Annotated in this window: 19 protein-coding genes; 7 read left to right on the top strand and 12 right to left on the bottom strand. The window is 70.6% G+C overall.

Going from position 1 to position 15445, the window contains the following annotated elements:
• Window positions 1-165: 165 nt before the first annotated feature.
• Together AB0I28_RS32580 and AB0I28_RS32575 are read right to left on the bottom strand one after the other, a co-directional pair.
• Entirely contained in the window at window positions 166-825 is a 660-nt protein-coding gene (locus AB0I28_RS32580) for a hypothetical protein (protein WP_357499551.1), read from the bottom strand.
• A 139-nt stretch (window positions 826-964) separates the two neighbouring features.
• Window positions 965-1576 carry a relaxase domain-containing protein gene (locus tag AB0I28_RS32575; protein WP_357499550.1) on the bottom strand — a complete coding sequence of 204 codons (612 nt, stop codon included), beginning with the start codon at window positions 1574-1576 and terminating at the stop codon, window positions 965-967.
• Between the two features lie 202 nt (window positions 1577-1778).
• On the opposite strand from AB0I28_RS32575, the gene AB0I28_RS32570 reads away from it, so the two are divergent.
• The 3 genes from AB0I28_RS32570 (at window position 1779) to AB0I28_RS32560 (ending at window position 3068) form a co-directional block, all read left to right on the top strand.
• Window positions 1779-2213, top strand: a complete 435-nt coding sequence (locus AB0I28_RS32570) for a hypothetical protein (RefSeq protein WP_357499549.1) — start codon at window positions 1779-1781, stop codon at window positions 2211-2213.
• Between the two features lie 448 nt (window positions 2214-2661).
• Window positions 2662-2883, top strand: coding sequence for a hypothetical protein (locus AB0I28_RS32565; RefSeq protein WP_357499548.1), 222 nt, complete (start codon window positions 2662-2664; stop codon window positions 2881-2883).
• An 8-nt stretch (window positions 2884-2891) separates the two neighbouring features.
• Window positions 2892-3068, top strand: a complete 177-nt coding sequence (locus tag AB0I28_RS32560; protein ID WP_357499547.1) for a hypothetical protein — start codon at window positions 2892-2894, stop codon at window positions 3066-3068.
• Window positions 3069-3171: 103 nt separating this feature from the next.
• On the opposite strand, the gene AB0I28_RS32555 is transcribed toward AB0I28_RS32560, so the two are convergent.
• The 10 genes from AB0I28_RS32555 to AB0I28_RS32510 form a co-directional block, all read right to left on the bottom strand.
• Window positions 3172-4464, bottom strand: a complete 1293-nt coding sequence (locus AB0I28_RS32555) for an ATP-binding protein (RefSeq protein WP_357499546.1) — start codon at window positions 4462-4464, stop codon at window positions 3172-3174.
• Between the two features lie 27 nt (window positions 4465-4491).
• Window positions 4492-4959: a hypothetical protein gene (locus AB0I28_RS32550; protein WP_357499545.1), complete on the bottom strand. Its 468-nt coding sequence runs from the start codon at window positions 4957-4959 to the stop codon at window positions 4492-4494.
• A gap of 47 nt (window positions 4960-5006) precedes the next feature.
• Entirely contained in the window at window positions 5007-5801 is a 795-nt protein-coding gene (locus tag AB0I28_RS32545; RefSeq protein WP_357499544.1) for a hypothetical protein, read from the bottom strand.
• A gap of 129 nt (window positions 5802-5930) precedes the next feature.
• Complete coding sequence (locus AB0I28_RS32540) at window positions 5931-6161, bottom strand: hypothetical protein (RefSeq protein ID WP_357499543.1); 231 nt, start codon at window positions 6159-6161, stop codon at window positions 5931-5933.
• Entirely contained in the window at window positions 6158-6943 is a 786-nt protein-coding gene (locus AB0I28_RS32535) for a hypothetical protein (RefSeq protein ID WP_357499542.1), read from the bottom strand. The genes AB0I28_RS32540 and AB0I28_RS32535 overlap by 4 nt, the downstream gene beginning before the upstream one ends.
• A gap of 124 nt (window positions 6944-7067) precedes the next feature.
• Complete coding sequence (locus tag AB0I28_RS32530) at window positions 7068-7667, bottom strand: AAA family ATPase (RefSeq protein WP_357499541.1); 600 nt, start codon at window positions 7665-7667, stop codon at window positions 7068-7070.
• 5 nt (window positions 7668-7672) lie between these two features.
• On the bottom strand, window positions 7673-8278 hold the full coding sequence (locus tag AB0I28_RS32525; protein WP_357499540.1) for a hypothetical protein: 606 nt from the start codon (window positions 8276-8278) through the stop codon (window positions 7673-7675).
• A gap of 4 nt (window positions 8279-8282) precedes the next feature.
• Window positions 8283-8666, bottom strand: a complete 384-nt coding sequence (locus AB0I28_RS32520; RefSeq protein ID WP_357499539.1) for a hypothetical protein — start codon at window positions 8664-8666, stop codon at window positions 8283-8285.
• A complete protein-coding gene (locus AB0I28_RS32515) occupies window positions 8656-9816 on the bottom strand; it encodes a hypothetical protein (protein ID WP_357499538.1) in 1161 nt (386 codons plus the stop codon). Before AB0I28_RS32515 ends, AB0I28_RS32520 begins: the two co-directional genes overlap by 11 nt.
• A 90-nt stretch (window positions 9817-9906) precedes the next feature.
• The gene (locus tag AB0I28_RS32510) at window positions 9907-10449 is read right to left on the bottom strand and encodes a hypothetical protein (RefSeq protein WP_357499537.1); all 543 of its coding nucleotides are present in this window, start codon (window positions 10447-10449) and stop codon (window positions 9907-9909) included.
• Between the two features lie 845 nt (window positions 10450-11294).
• Here AB0I28_RS32510 and AB0I28_RS32505 point away from each other — a divergent pair.
• The 4 genes from AB0I28_RS32505 to AB0I28_RS32490 all read left to right on the top strand — a co-directional run bounded on the left by AB0I28_RS32505 (window position 11295) and on the right by AB0I28_RS32490 (window position 15440).
• Entirely contained in the window at window positions 11295-11603 is a 309-nt protein-coding gene (locus AB0I28_RS32505) for a hypothetical protein (RefSeq protein WP_357499536.1), read from the top strand.
• A 492-nt stretch (window positions 11604-12095) separates the two neighbouring features.
• Window positions 12096-12647 (top strand): hypothetical protein, encoded by a 552-nt coding sequence (locus tag AB0I28_RS32500; RefSeq protein ID WP_357499535.1) that lies wholly within the window; start codon window positions 12096-12098, stop codon window positions 12645-12647.
• 113 nt (window positions 12648-12760) lie between these two features.
• A complete protein-coding gene (locus AB0I28_RS32495; protein ID WP_357499534.1) occupies window positions 12761-13681 on the top strand; it encodes a recombinase family protein in 921 nt (306 codons plus the stop codon).
• Window positions 13682-14180: 499 nt separating this feature from the next.
• The gene (locus AB0I28_RS32490; RefSeq protein WP_357499533.1) at window positions 14181-15440 is read left to right on the top strand and encodes an IS110 family transposase; all 1260 of its coding nucleotides are present in this window, start codon (window positions 14181-14183) and stop codon (window positions 15438-15440) included.
• Window positions 15441-15445 lie beyond the last annotated feature (5 nt).

The following is a 15445-nucleotide window of genomic DNA, read 5'->3' as shown; positions in this document are numbered from 1 at the left end:
AAGCTCGGAGGCGATGTCGGAGACGGTGAAGCCCTCTACTGCCAGCGCCCTGATCATCGCCGCGTCCCCGAGGTGATCCCCACACTTCCGGCGGGGTGCGTTGTCGGCATGACGGCTCATGCCGTGATCAACGACGTCGACCGCCGGAGGGTACGCGCCCGCCGCTCAGCTCCACACGTGGTTCTGGGCGTGGCTGGCCAGCAGGTTCACGATTGACGCCTCCCGCCACCGCCAGACACCGAGCTCGTAGCGGGCGAAGCCGCGCTCGTCGGCGTCGACGAGCGACCCGACGAGCTGCGCGGTCGTCTCGGCAATCTCGGCCACCGCCTCGTCCCCCAGCGCCCACGCCCGGAACACGTTTTCCAGCGAAGCCTGTGCCGCAGCCGCCGAGGGATCCTTCAACCGGGTGTCGGTCCGGGTCCCGATGCCGTAGCGCACCAGGTCCTTCAAGGTCGACGCCTCCCATGACCCCGGACGCCCGGCGACCATGTGCCGCAGCTGCTCCTCCAAGTCCCCCGGGCACTCACCGGCCACGACCGTCCACGCGTTGACCACCGCCGCCGGCGCGAACACACCGGCCTGCTCCCACGCGTTTCGCAGCGCCTCCTCCTCGGCTTCGGCCGGATACCGGATCGGCCTCATCGGACCGTGTACAGCCTCCAGCTCGGCCACCGTGGCGAAGGAGTCCCCGCCGAATTCGTGGCAGGCGTAGGCGGCGTTGCCGATCGTTCCTGCCAGCAACCATCCGTAGCCGTCGGTACTGGCCAGACGATAGGGCCGGTCGTCCTGCTGAGACGAGCCCGAACCAGGCGCCAATCCGTTCATACCCCTCAGCCTGGCACGGACCAGACCCCGAAGACACCTTCGGGTACGTCCACTCGATGTCGGCGGACCCGCCCGTCATGACCAAGGCCCGGTGAGCCCCCGGAGATGACCGCCCAAGCGGTGCCGACCCGAACTCGCCCTACCCGGTGGTCGCGACAAGCAGACGGCTGGCTGGCGCGATGCGGCACGCACCCGGTCGGTACCGGTCGCGTAGACGATCCGGCACCTGCGTCACCCGCCGGTCGCGGCGCTCGTCTCGACCGGCGCGCACCCGAAGCCCACGGTAGAGCGCCTCGAAGGCCACGAGTTCGTAGAGAGATCCAGCGGCCTGGTGCGTGCGCTGGAGGGCACCGGGGTCCAAGGGCGCCCGGACACGGCGGCCGCGGTCGTCGACGGTGACGGTCTGCTCGACCAGGAGGTGAGCGTGAAGGTGGACCACGTCACCGACGCGGTCGTGGCGGGTGAGCACAGCCTGCAGGCCATCGACGGCCTCGAGGTAGCGGGCGCCGACCACGCCGTACCCGGCCTCGGTGTCCAGGTAGCGCACGGCGGCGTCAACGGCCTCGTCGTGGGCGGCGACGACGCGCGGAGCCAGTTCGGGCTGCCGGACGCGCATTGCGTCCCACAAGGCGCTGACGGTCCAGTGCGCCTTGATCAGGATCTCCACGGGAGCCGCTGCGGCCGCCTCCTTGCGTTCCCGGGCAAGGCGCGCCAGACGCTCCTCGGGCAGCTCGTCACGGTCCCCGATCATCGGCGGCCCAGCGGTGCTGAAGCGGCCAGGCGGCCGCGGCGCGAGAACACGCTCATCGGTGTCGTCCTCCCTGAAGGTCCGGTGTGGAGTGTGCCCCACGCCTCCCCGGCCGGGAACGTTCATCACCCGCACCCCAGCCAGTAGAGCATGATAATGCGTTATCATAGATCTATTCGGGGTTCAGCGCGAAGGGGAGCCGACCATGAGCCACACGATCACCACCACCGAGGGAAACCCGGCAGCCGCCCGCGCCCTCACCGCCGCCGACCTCACTCGCGATGCGCTCCTCGCCCGCGCGCACGCTCTAGAGCCGGACGAGACCGACGCCATCAACGCCGGAGAACCGGTCCTGGAGATCGACTACTCCGCCCCCGGCCTCGGATGGACGATCTACACCACCGTCCGCGCCGGTATCCGCACCCACGACGGCCGCGTGCGCCCCTTCGACATCTTCGGCGACGCCCTGGGCCGCCGCCGCTTCGACGGCCGCGAGAGCCTGCCGACCATGCGCTGGGCAGCACGCCAGATCGTCCCCGCGATCGTCCATGCCGGAGTCCCCGTGATCTGCCGGGACAGCCTGCACGGCGACGTGGAATACGCCCCCGGCAAGTTCCCCGCCGGGCGCACCCGCAGCTGACCACACAACCCGGCGTGGGACCTCGCACCCGCGCCGGGCCCCAGGAAGTACGCGCCCATGGACCCCCTCGCCCACGCCGCCCACCGCACCATGCGCGCCGTACTCCGCGCTCAGTCCGCCGCCGAGGCCCGCGACCAGGTCGCCACCGCCGACGCCCGCACCAGCGTCCACGACGCCAACATCGCCTTCCTCATCGCCCGCGGATACGACATGGACGACATCACCCCCGCCGGACTGCGCCGCGACCGCGCCGCATACGAGTCAGTCCGCACCCAGTGGCAGCGCGCAGTAGCAGACGGCCACCGGGTGACCGACGCGCTGGAAGCCCGAGCAGCGTGGCTGACCATCCGCCCCGAATGGGCCGACGACTGGTTCCCCGGCCGCGACGGCCGCCAACCAGAACGTCTGACCCCACCACTTGAAGCCGGACCCACCCGAAGGAGCCGTCATGAACGCCACCGACACCTACGCCACCGAGCGCGCCACCTACATCGAACAGATGCCCATCGGAACCGACGTCATCGTCGCCTCCGGGGCCCGCTTCACTGTCCGGGGCCACACCACCTACCCCGGACCGCCCCGCGTCATCACCGACCGGGGCGAATGGCTCGCCGCCGACTGCTCACCCATCGTCTGCCCCGACCTCGCCGCCGAAGACCACCAGAACTAGGAGCCCCCGTGTTCCACGACCCACCCACCCACGAAGATCTCCAGGCCGAACGCGACTTCTACGAAGCCGAGAACGCCCGCGAGCTCGCCGCCGAGAAGAGCATCGACTTCCCCACCGCGCTCGCCGAAGTCCGAAAGTCCGCCGCCGAGACCGCCGCCCGCCGCCGCGCCCGCCACGGCCACTAGCTTCCCCCGACCTGCGGCTGCCCGGCCCCAGGACACCGGCACCGGGCAGCCGCAGCAGCCCAACTTCCGCCGCTGGCACACCCCGACGCTCCAGCGAACCCCGCTACGAATGAAACGGCGGCTCAACGCCGAACTGGTGCAGCACACCCCCCGAGAGGTCGGCGACCGCGACCCGCGTGGCGTCCAGATCACCGTGCACGTCCACACCGCTCTCCACCGCCCGCGCTCGCCTCACCCGTCGCGACGTCGTGGAGATCCGATTCGTGCCGCGACCATCGAGCGCAGCACACCACATCGGGATGTCCAAGAGCCCGGTTTCCAGCCGCGCCCGAAGACCCAGACCGCCGGCGGTGCCCAGTTGCCGGCCCAGGGACTGAGCACTCGTCACAGCTTCCCCGATCGCGTGGTCGATCACCTCAGCACTTACGACCCGGCACTCCTCGTCAGGTGGGTTGTGAACCGGGGCCTCAGGTTCGGGGGTGACCTCAGCAGCGAAAACGAGAGTTCCGCTGTGCCCCAGTTCGATGTAGAGACCGCGTTCACCGACATGGTCGGCGTCGATGCCGCGGTTGCTGACCGCCCACGAACGCAGGCCCCGCCGGGGAATGTTCAACAGGCTGGAGACCCGCTTGAGGACGTCGAGACCCGATCGGCCCTTCCCCCGCAGGGCAGCACTCTCAGCCAGGGCCCGGGCGAGCACCCCTCGCACCTGGTCACGTTCGAGCGCCGGTGCCAGGCCCGGAGGCGGCTGGATCGGGCGGGCGGTCACCACCACCCACACCTCGTCCTCACCGATCACACCGTCGACGACCTCGGCGGCCTCCCGCAGATCGACCGCGATCTGGTCGGCGCGGGCGAACCGGTCGGCGTAGGCGCGTTCCAGCTGCGCCTGACTCATCCACGCCGTGTGGTCGCGGTCTCGCCACGGCGGCACGAACGCCAGCTGGGACTTCTCCTTGTCGGTGCCCCCGTAGACCAGGTGCGGCGCGGCCGGACTCGCCGGGACGTGCACCAGCATCAATCCCTTCCCCGTGGCAGGTTGCGGCTCCAGGAACGCGAAGTCGACGCCGGCCAGGTAGGGCTGCACGTGGTTTCGCAGCCACTGGGCATAGGTCGCCACCTGCTGCCGGGCCACCGCCACGTCGATGCCCTCGTACTCAATCGCATCCGAGACGCCGTAGACCAGAAGACCGCCGCGGGTGTTGGCCATCGCGGTCACGTCCTTGCAGAACTCGTTCCACCGCCCGGGCGCCGGCACGTACGGCAGCGCCTTCTTCCAGTCGAAGTGATCGCTCTCGGGCATGTCCGCGGTGATCGCCCGGTCCAGATCCCCGAACGTCAGCTCCCCGAAGGAGAGCCCCAGGAACTCATGGACCGCCGTCCACTGTGCGCTCATCCACCGAGACTAACCACGGCTTCGACGTCAGCGTCCGCGCTCGCCCAGCGCCTGGGCAACCGCCGCCGAATCCGACAACCGATCGGCGAGCTCGGTGACGGCGTCCCGTGCCTTCGCCAGCGCCGCCGGCATCGCGGCCGGATCGGTCGCCGCGGCCTCCAACGCCGCCGCCTCGGCACGCAGACACCTGATGATCGCAGTCGCCTCCTGCCGCTCCACTTCGGTGACCACGTCGGTGATGTGGTGCTCCCACTCGCCGAGGATCGCCTCTTCCCGCTTGCCGCCCTCGGCCGGGTACTGCTCGGTGCCCCTGTCGCTGTCCCATTCCCGCGTTCCGGCCCAGCCGCATGAGCAGGCCGCGCAGAACTTCCCCGTCATGACCGCGGCGACTTCCCGCGCCCACGTCGACGTGCGCGACCCGTCGAGCAGGATCGCCGCGACGTACCCCTCGTGCTCGAGAGCGACTTCTCCAAGACCGTGCACTGTGACGCCCATCGACGCCCTCCACTTCCAGATCAGCGGCCGCATGCTCCTGCGGCCGGTCAGCTTTCGGTTCGAACCGTCCCCAGCAGGCCGCCGACGTCCCCGGCGAGCTCCCAGGCCGACTCCTCCAACATGGGCAGATGTCGTGCCAGCTCCAGCGGGCCGGCCGACGCCAAGGGGCCCAGCAGGGCCCCCAGGTGCAGCACGTCGCGCACCAAGCCCTGCAGCAGCCCCGCCGGCATCGCCTCGATGTGCTCGGCAGCAGCTCGCGCCGAACGCGCGGCGTCCCTGACGCGCTCCGCGCGCTCCGGTGACCACGAAGGTGACGGGCCGTGCGCGTCCAGTGCCGCCGCGGTGTTCGCCATCCGTTCCGCCGCAGCCGCGACTGCTTCGAGCCGTTCACCAGGGTCGGTACCGTCCAATGCGCCAGCCGCCGCCAGGACGGCCGCGTACTCCATCACCAAGGCATCGCCCGGACCGGAGCCGTCGGCCGCAACGTCCGTAAAGGACTGAGCCAGGTGCCACAGCTTGGTCAGGATCGGCGCAGACAGATGCGCCAGCGCGAGCGTGATTTCCATCCGCAAGCTCGCCGTCGCCTCAGCGAACGCGTCGATGGCCAGCTCGACTTCGTCGAAGGCCCCCGCCGGCGAGGCGTCACCGCCGTGGATGGCCACGTACGCGTCGACGAGATTGGCGAGCGCAGTTCGGGCATCACCGGCCAGCCCGTCGACGGGGGCTTCGCGAAGCGACGACGTCAATGCCCTCCCCGCCGCCCGCACCCCCTCGGGCAGGGCACCCGCGATGGGCTTCGGTGAAGCAGGGACGGAGGGTTGCTGCAGAGGGATCTCGGTCATCGCGACGCTCCATGTGCCGGTGCGGGCCTGGCGGCCGACGTGTCGGGTTGCCGGTGCGGGCCGCCAGCGTAGCGGTGAACACGAACTCGTGGCCCGTGCACACGCGCCCGCCGGCGACCCGGACCGGGCTTAGGAATCGGTGATGCCGTGGACCTTCCGGATCGCCCACTGCACCTGCCGCATGTGCTCATCGAACGCTTCCTGCTGGGCGTAGCCGTCCCACTCGCCCGGCGAGGTCCACACTCCACAGGAGCATGCCGCCCGGTACCGGGCGGTTCCTTCCACGTGCTCCAGCTGCAGGCCGTGCGACCTCTTCGCGAGCATCGGGTCGTCGGGCCAGTAGGGGGTCTCCTCGGTCACCAGATCACCTCGATCAGCTGGGCGACGGCGGCGGCCGCCGCCAGCGGCAGCATCAGCCCGGCGGCGGCGAACCCGCGCCGGATCCGCCGGTACTTGCGGTCGGCAAGCAGCCCCATGCTGCGCACCTCGGCATCGGCGTCCTGCTCGGCGCGCACCGGATCGGTCGCGTGCATCCGGGCCAGAGCGGCGTGCGCGCCGATTCCGGCACGCCCCAGCTCACCCGGCGCCGTCGCGCCCCGAAGGTGTGGCCAAGCCGCGCCCGCCGTACACACCGTTCCGATGAGCGCCACCAGAACCGCCGCGCCCCACAACCAGCGCGGCAAGGTCGGGATGCCCACTGCGGTCACCTGGGAAGCGCCGTAGACGATGCCGCCCAGCAGCACACCCGAGACCAGGCCGATCGTGATTTTGGTCTGGCGGACCTCCTCGCGCACGTCCTGGCGGCGCTGCGCGAGCTCGGCCATCACCTGCTGGTGCACCCGCTCGGGGCGGGCGAGGTCACGCCACAGCGATCCCAGTACCCCGGGGTCGACGGGGCGCTCCCCGCACACCAGCTCGTGCACGGCCAGCACCGCTTCCAACCCCACACGGTCAGTGCCGCGCCAGCCCCACTCCGGACAGGCGCTGCAGACCGCTCGGCCGGCGGTGTCGCCGACCGGGTCGGTCACCGTGATCGTGCCGCCGGCGGTGCGGTGCATTCGCGTACCGGGAGCCTCCCCGCGCGCCTGCCGCAGGATCTTTAAGGGCTCGCTGGTGGTGAGCCGCGTTCGTTCAGAGATCATGGAGTCGCACTCTCCTTCTTCGTTGACAGGAACGGGTGCCCCGGGTGGCCGTGCGCCGCGAAACGAGCGGCCACCCGGGTCGTACAGCCTCGCCATGACGGCGAGGACGAACATGGGCGCGAGCTCACGCTGCTGGAGCGCTCGCCGTAGGAAGCGGCGTGGGGGCCATGTCGACGCTCCACCCCGTGGCGGCCGGAGTGGCCGCGACGGCAGCCGCGAAGCCCTCGTCGCGCAGCCCGGCCCCGGTCAGCGCCGCAACGGCCGTGAACTGGCGCCGCAGGACCTCTTCGGGAACGCGCCGGCCGAACTCCCGCCCAGGCAACGGCCCCGGCCGCAACGCGTTGCGCGCCAGGCACTCGGCCAGCGGAGTGCGCAGTACCAGCGCGGCCGCGGCCGTCCCGGTGGCGTCGGCGGCGGCCAGCAGCCACGCGCGCTCCTCCCGGGTGGTGTTGGTGGCGTCGACGACGCAGCGCCGCCTCATCGCCAGCCGCGCCACCAGGACCGCCTCGAGGGCGGCGAGCGCGGCGGCGGTGGCGTCCTGGTCACAGGGGTCGTCGCTGACCATCTCCCGGAAGGCGTCCAGGGACAGCACCTGCCGTGCCGGCCATGCCGCAGCGAGGGTGGACTTCCCGGCGCCGGCGGCGCCGATCAGCACCAGCAGCCCGGCCGACACGATCGCGTTGGGCAGGACCAGGCCGGACGCTCGCGCTCGATCTTGGCTCACCGCGTTCACTCCTTTTCCTCCTCGATCTCGGCGAGCAGGTGCCAGCGGCGCGTCTCCCGCACCGGCGGCTTCGCCTCGGTGACCGGCACGTAGGCCGGAACGTCCAGCCACCACGCCCGGACGCCGATCTCGTCCAGCCGGACCCGGTGCCGCGCCCGCGTTCCGGCGGCCAGCGCCGCCCGCAGCCCCGGGCAGGACCGGGCGGTGAGGTCGGCGCACTCCGGGTGCAGCCCGGCACCGGAGTCGACGACCCCGTAGGCGGTGAACACCTCGACGTCACCGGTATCCAGGCCCAGCCCGCAGACCTGGCAAAGGAAGTCGCGCTGGCAGGCCATCACCCGTGCGTCGTCGAGGTGCCGCCAGTACACCGTCCCGGCGACCACCAGCGTTGTCCACGGAACCGGCCGCCCGCCGAGGACCGGACGGGGCAGACCCGCAGGCGTCGGCGTGAGCAGCTCCCGCAGCCTGGCCCACTGCCCCAGCGGCAGGCTCACCCCCGCCATCGCGCAGGCCTCGTTCTCGCAGGTGACCAGTCCGCCGGAAGCCAGGAACACCGCCTGCCCGCACTCGGTGCACTTCAGGGTTTCCACAATGGTCGTCGTCTCGCCCATGCCCCTACGGTCCTTCCAGGTCGCCAGGATCGACGTCCACCGCGCGCCCGAGCGCGCGCATCAGCCGCAGCGCGGCGGTGTCGTAGCGGCGGGCGAACCCGCCGCACACCGCTGGAAGTGGACCGTCCTTACCGCGATCAAGGGTCTGGTGACACACGATGAACGTCTCGTCGGCAAGCGCCGCCTGCACCAGGTCCTTCACCCGCCCAGACCGCAGGGCCATCAGGTTGCCCGGCCGGAAGATGCACGTGGAGCACTCACCGGTCAAGACCCGCGAGCCGCCCGTGGCCGGGTCGCTGATGTCGGCCGAGGACGCTAAACCAGGCTCGAGAGAGCAGACCAGCTCCCCGATCGGAACGAAGTCTTCGTTTCCGCTGCTACCGCTCATCGGCGGTCTCGCCTTCGGACGCGATCGGCGCCAGACCCTGCTCGCTGATCCGGGCGGCAAGCTCGGCGGCGCGCAGCGCCGGATCCTTCGGCAGCGGGTCGGCCGCCTTCCGGGATCCCGACAGGCCCTCGCGGATGTCCCCGCCGATCTCGGCACGTAGCTTCTGCTCGGCGGCCGACTTTTCCTCGGCCAGCCGCTGCACCTGGTCGCGTAGGTCGCCCAGGTGCTCCTCGCGCTGCGTCAGTTGCTGCTGGAGACCGGTGGCGGTCGCCTCGGCGGTCCGGCGCGCGGCTTCGATCTCGGTGACCTGGTTGCGCAGGGCTTCGGCGGCACGCTTGCCGTCGGCCAGCTCCTTGCGCAGTTCCCTCTCCGCCCGCTTCTGCTCGTCCAGGCCGCCCTCGGCGGTGGCGAGCTTCTCGGCGGTGAGCCGCAAGGTCTCGCGCAGCTCTTTGAGCTCGGCGTCGCGCTCGGCCAGAGCGCGCCGGTCACGCTGCGCCTCGGCGTCCTTCGTGGACGCCAGTTCCCTGGCAGCCTGCGCGCGCTGGTTGGCCGCCTCCACCGAGGCCTTCGCCGCCTCGGTCTGACGCTCGGCTAGCTCGACCCGGTGCGCGGCCTTCTCCACGGCCTCGCGGCCCAGGCGCCTGTGGTTCTCGGCCGCCGTCTGGGCCTCGAAGGCGCGCCGGTTGGCGTCCTCGGCGTCGGACTCGGCCCGCTGGGCGCGCTGCTCGGCGGCCGCTCGCGCGGCCTCCGCGCGCGTCACGTTGGCCGCAGTGGCCTCCTCCACGTCGGTCATGCGCGCCTGCACGTCGGCAAGCACCTGCAGCAGCGGTTCGAAGACCGAGCCCTTGGCGTCGGCGATGGTCGCGGCGAGCGCGGCCACGGACGTCTCGATAGCCGCGTCGGTCACCGTCGGGGTGAGCTTGGCCTGCTCGGCGCAGGAGCGCGTTCCCGGTGCCGCCGGCGGCGTTCCCTCCGGGCACCGCTCGCCGGTGGCGGTGTTCCAGCGCGTCACCTTGCAGTACTTCAGCGGGCGGCCGCCCCGGTTGTGCGGTGGGACAGGCAGCGCCCGGCCGCACTTTTTGCACTCCCCGGCGGGCGGGAGTCCGGTGAGACCGGGCTCGGCCGGGCGGCCGGTGGGGGGCATCGTCATGGCTCATCGTTCCCTACTGGCCGCGCGGGCCGCAGTGTCCAATGTGGGGGTCGGGTGCGTAACCACCCGGGCTGACCGGTTCGGTTCGGTTCACGCGCGAAGTCCGCGTACCGCGGCGAGCCACGCCAGCGCCGCGTCGACGTCCACCCGCGCCAGTCCTGCCGGGGAGGTGACCTCGCAGACCACGGTCGGGACTCCCCGCGCGGTCCGCTCCTCGGCCCAGACGCGGTCCTTGCCGCCGACGACGTCGTCGACCCAGAACACCGGGCGGCCGCGACCGAGGAATGCCGTCACGCTGGAGAACTTGTAGCTGTGCCCGAAGCGCACACCGCCGTGGATGCCGACGTCGATCACCGGCCAGTCCGCCGCCGGAGGATGCAGGCGCGGCGCGATCCAGCTGCGAGCCAGGTGCCCCCAGCTCGTTGCCCACGCGTGCCGGGCACCGGCGGTGGTCAGCTCGGCCATCCACTCGCCGTGCACGGGGTTGAGGTAGACGGTGCCGGTCACCAGTGCCCCGGTCGGGCCCGGCCCGTCGTAGACGTGGGCGGTGTGCGCTGCCCCGGCGGCGTTGAGGACGCCGTCGACATCCCACAGCACGGTCGGTGCGGCATCCTTCGCGGCTGGCTCGTCCATCAGGGCCTTTCCCGTCGCTTTCAACGACGCCAGGCGCTGCGAGCCCCGGCGCCACGGCCTTCACAAGCATAGCACAGTATTGGTTTCTGAAAACTAAAACAGGGTTTGGGAGTTGCAAAACCTAAAACTGAGATGCCTAGATAGACTGCCCGATAAACCTATTTATCATGCGTCGAACATATGACTGAACGCGTTTCCGCAGGTAGTGTCCATGAGTCGAGAATTTGGCCCCGCCAGGCCGGGGATGGCATCGCGTTTGCCCCCCGAGGCCGCGCGCGTCCGTTCCTGCGCGCGGCGCCCTGCGCGGTCGAAGCGAAGGCGCACAGGGGGTGCTCTCACCCTCGCCAAGTCAGGATTCGAGGCTCTACGGGCCTCTCAGGGTGTTTGGCCTGGCCCAAGCCATGATCGGCAGAATTGCCGAGCATTTCGAGGGGTGATTAGTCCCTTATCGGTGTTCTAAAGGGCTCACGTCGCTCCGATGTGCGCGGCGAACGCGGCCAGGCCCTCGCGCGGAAGTAGCGGCCGGGGTCTCGATGGAGGCGTGGCCGAGCAGGGATCGCTAAACCAGCGACGGCATCTGACCGGCCGGGCTCCAACACCGACGGCCCGGACGCACTCGTCCGGGCCGTTCACTCTGTGGGGCGCAGAGTTTCTGACCCGGCAGACGCAGAGTTTTGTCCTCGGCGGCGCAGGGTTTTTGGCCCGGGTGTGTGTGTCTCTCGCGTGGTGAAGCGTCCTACGTGGAGCTCAGGCCCAGAGAGTAGGCGACGTCGGCGACAACTTCGTAGCGTCGGCCGTCGTAGCGCAGCAGGCCGCGTTCGATGAGGGGTGTTGCGGGCGGTGGGGTGGCGTTCGGCGAAGGCGTCGACGGTGTCGTCGTCGGCGAGGCAGGCGATGAGGCCGGCGGCGATCAGGAGGGTGTAGTCGAGGTCGGTGAGCGGGTTGGTGGTGTTCTGGTGTCCGCGGAGGCGGGCGTGCTGGTTGCCGGTGAGGATGTTGGTGGCCGGGAGCAGGCTCCGTCGGTCGCGGGGGTGGCGGCGCAGGATGTGGATGCCCGCGAGGTGGGGGTTGGCGTAGGCGTCACCGCCTTCCCGGCGATGGCCGCGGCGCGGGCGCGAACGATCGCGGCGACGTTGCCGCGGTGGAAGGCGTAGGCGTCCTTGTCGGTCTGGGACAGCCGAGTCGGGGTCGGGCCCCGGCGCCCCGGCGGGCGCCCGGCGGCCATCCACCGCTTTACGGTCTTGGCCGTCACGCCCAGCCCGGCGACGACCAAGCGCACGTGCTCCTCGGTGAGCGTTCCCGCCTCCTGGAGCGCCGCCAGCCGCGCCACCGCCCACCGCACGCGCCTCGCGCTCGTCACCCACCATGCGCCCGGCCCTCCGCCATGCCCGCCAAACGGCGGTGAGCCTAACCGTCGACCGTGGACGGTCCACGAGCGGCTTTCAGAAACGGCTATCAGAACAGGTCAGGGCCACACGGCTTCTGCGAGGGGTTCTGCAAGTGACCGTCCTGGGTGGACGTCTCAGCGGAGCGGGGAGGCGGAGGTCTCGCGGAATCGAACGATTCTGCGATCGGACGACCCGACTTGCCAAAGATGCCCTAGGGGTGAGACAGTGTTAGCTCATCTACTACCTAGGGGTTGTGGCATGTTGAAGATTAAACTAGGTCAGCGGAAGTACGTAGTTGGCGAGCGGCTGGAGGACCCGTGGCTGCCGAGGGTGTTCTCCGGCTGGGACCCGGCGATGGAGGAGGGCGATGTCTACGACGCCGCCCGCGGCTGGTGGCGTTTGGCAGAGCGGGCGGAGAAGGAGAAGTACGCCTTGGTCGTCGCCAATGGACCCGATGGGCTGCTGGCCCGGATGGCCATCGAGATCAAGGAGTGGAAGACGATGGGCGACCGCCGGGCCTTCGCCGGTGAGATCCTGCGCCCGGGGAACGCCTTCCACGACGCCTACGTCGGCAAGGAGGACCCGGCGCGCTCCAGTAGCCGGTTCCCGGTGCTGTACGTGTCCACCCCGTTCGACTGGCCGGCCGCCTGCCGTTGCGGCTGTGGCGAGGCACCCGTCAACGGTGAATGGGCCCAGGGTCATGAGCTTCGAGGCCTGCGCGATGTGATCGTCCGCGACTTCCCGGCCGCTGACTTCCCGGCCGCGGTCTCGGTGTTCCTCAACTGGTACGAGTCGGAAGACGACGACTGAGGCCGGCCGCTGCCCGGCCGTTGGCGGCCGGGCAGCGGCCCACGTGCAGGCCCGGGTGGACCGTCGGGTGTGGACCTCGTCGGTAAACGAATGATTCTGCAAGACTCGCCCGAGTGAGCCTCACCCCGATCGAAGCCGCCGCGGCCGTCGAGCGGCACGCCTGCCCGAAGTGCTCGGTCCCGCCGGGCTCAGCCTGCCGCACCCACACCGGCCTCGTTGCCACCAAGTACCACACCCAGCGCTTCGTCCTGGTCCCGAAGCTCGCCGAGGACCTGGACGTGCTCGTCCCCGCCGATCGCGGTCCCGGGCGCGCCTGGGAGCCGGGGCCGGCACCGGCCGCGGCGGGCGAGGGCGTCGACGCCGAGCTGCTGGCCGCCGTGGCGCCGCCGGGCGCGGCCGTCATCCGCGTCGGCTACGCCCGCTGCTCCACGACCGGGCAGGACCTCGACGTCCAGCTCAAGCTCCTCGCCGCGGCCGGGTGCACGAAGGTGTTCAGCGAGAAGATCTCCTCCCGCCGCCGGACCCGGCCCGAGTACGAGGCCGCCCTGGCCCTGGCCAAGCAGATCCGCGAGGCCGCGCCCGAGGGCGTCCAGGTCGTCTTCTGCGTGAGCGAAATGAAGCGCCTGGCGCGCAACGCCGCCGAGCTGATGACCGTCGCGGCCGACCTCGAGGCCTCCGGGATCGCTCTGGAGTTGCTGGGCGGGCCGCTGTCGGGCGTGTACGACCCGCGCGGGCCGGGCGCGCTGCTGTTCGCCGTGCTGGCCGTGGCCGTCCAACTCGACCGCGCCTACATCCGCGAGAAGACCCTGGAGGGAACCGCCGCCGCCGCCGCACAGGCCGGCCGCCACGGCGGACGCCCCCGCGTCATCGACGACGACATGCTCACCGCCGCCCTCGCCCTGCGCGAGAAGGGCCTGGGCGTCGAGGCGATCGCCTCGCGCCTGACCATCCCGGCCGGGAAGAACGCCGGGAAGCACCCCTCGGTCGCCAGTGTCTACCGGGCCCTGGCGGCCGCCGACCACCACACCACCTAATAGCTGAGTAGCCCGGTCTGATGCCAGCGCAAGGCCCGGTGGGTGGACACCTTCACACCACCCGGGTTTCGAGCCCTCTGGTCAGGCCGTGCGGCCCCCGATGCCTCTGCGCGGGATCGGACCGGGCTACACAGTTCGAGTCCCTTGCGTGAGCAGGGAACCGGTTGGTGAACGCCTGGGAGATACCGGGCTTCGAGTCCTCTACGCAGGCCGTGCGGCCCACCGGTTCCTCGCTGACGCAAGGTGCCGACGGTTGGAAGTGAACGATCCGGGCTCGACTAGTCCGGTCTTGAATGGTCGTGGTTCGAGCCGCCGACCGGGGTCACCTCTCAGCACACCGCGAGCCTTCGAGCTCCCATTCGAGACGGAGTTCCCGGCCGGTCGCTGGAACCGCGAACGGCTAATCGGATGTCGGACCACCGAGTCCTTCTATTAGGGCGGCGCGCGGCTCCTACCAGGCTTGACCAGGCATGACTCTTCCATCCCCGGAGGGTGAACGATGCACTCGACCGACGACTCACAGCCCGCGGTGTTCTGCGGGATCGACTGGGCCGAAGACCACCACGACGTCGCCCTGGTCGACGCCGACGGGCGCCTGTTGGCCAAACGACGCATCACCGACGACGCCGCCGGCCTCGCGTTGCTCCTGGACCTTCTGGCGGACTACGAAGCCCCCGACGCGCTGCTGCCCATCGCTATCGAAACCAGCCGCGGCTTGCTGGTGGCCTGCCTGCGCGCGGCGGGCCGCGTCGTCTACTGCATCAACCCCCTGGCGGTCGCCCGATACCGGGAGCGGTTCTCGGTCGCCCGCGCGAAGTCTGACCATGCCGACGCGATGACCTTGGCCAACATTCTGCGCACCGACCGGGCACACCATCGGCCGCTCCCGGCCGACACCGACCAGGCACGAGCCATCGCGGTCCTAGCGCGCGCCCACCAGGACGCCGTCTGGAACCGCCAGCAGATCGCCAACCAACTCCGGTCCCTGCTGCGGGAGTTCTTCCCGGCAGCAAACACCCTGTTCCAGGTCAAGAACATCGGCTTGGCCTCACCAGAAGCGCGGGCGGTTCTCCTGGCCGCTCCGACCCCGACCGCCGCAGCTCGGCTCACCCGGCAACAGCTGCGGGCGCTCCTGCGCCGCGCAGGCCGCCAGCGCAACGTTGAGGTCTGGGTCGAGCGGTTGCGGGAAACCTTCCGCTCCGAGACGATGCGCCAGCCCAAGCGCCTGGAGGAGGCCTTCGGCCGCCAAACCCGCGCGCTGCTGCTCCAGCTCGATGCCGCCTGCCGCGCCGCCGATGAACTGGCCGAAGCCACCATTGAAGCCTTCTGGGCTCACCCCGATGCCGAAATCATCACCAGCTTCCCCGGCCTGGGTGAACTCACCGGCGCCCGGGTCCTGGCCGAACTCGGTGACGACCCCGAACGCTTCGCCGACGCCCGCTCGCTCAAGGCCTACGCAGGATCGGCACCGATCACCCGCGCCTCCGGGCGCAGCCACGTCGTTCTTCACCGCCGAGTCAAGAACAACCGCCTGGCCTCCACGGGTTACCTCTGGGCGTTCTCCAGCCTGAGAGCACCGGGAGCCAGAGCCCACTACGATCGGCGGCGCGAGGCCGGCGACCGCCACGCCAGTGCCCTCCGCAACCTCTTCAACCGCTTCCTCGGCTGCCTTCACCACTGCCTCAAGAACCGCATGCCCTATGACGAAACAATCGCCTTCCCCATCCGGACCGAAGTCCATCTTCAAGCCGTCGCTTGACAGCT

The organism is Phytomonospora sp. NPDC050363, assembly GCF_040655735.1.
Taxonomy (GTDB): domain Bacteria; phylum Actinomycetota; class Actinomycetes; order Mycobacteriales; family Micromonosporaceae; genus Phytomonospora.
Note: the sequence above shows the minus strand (reverse complement) of the source record. Positions and strands in the feature narration are given on the sequence as shown.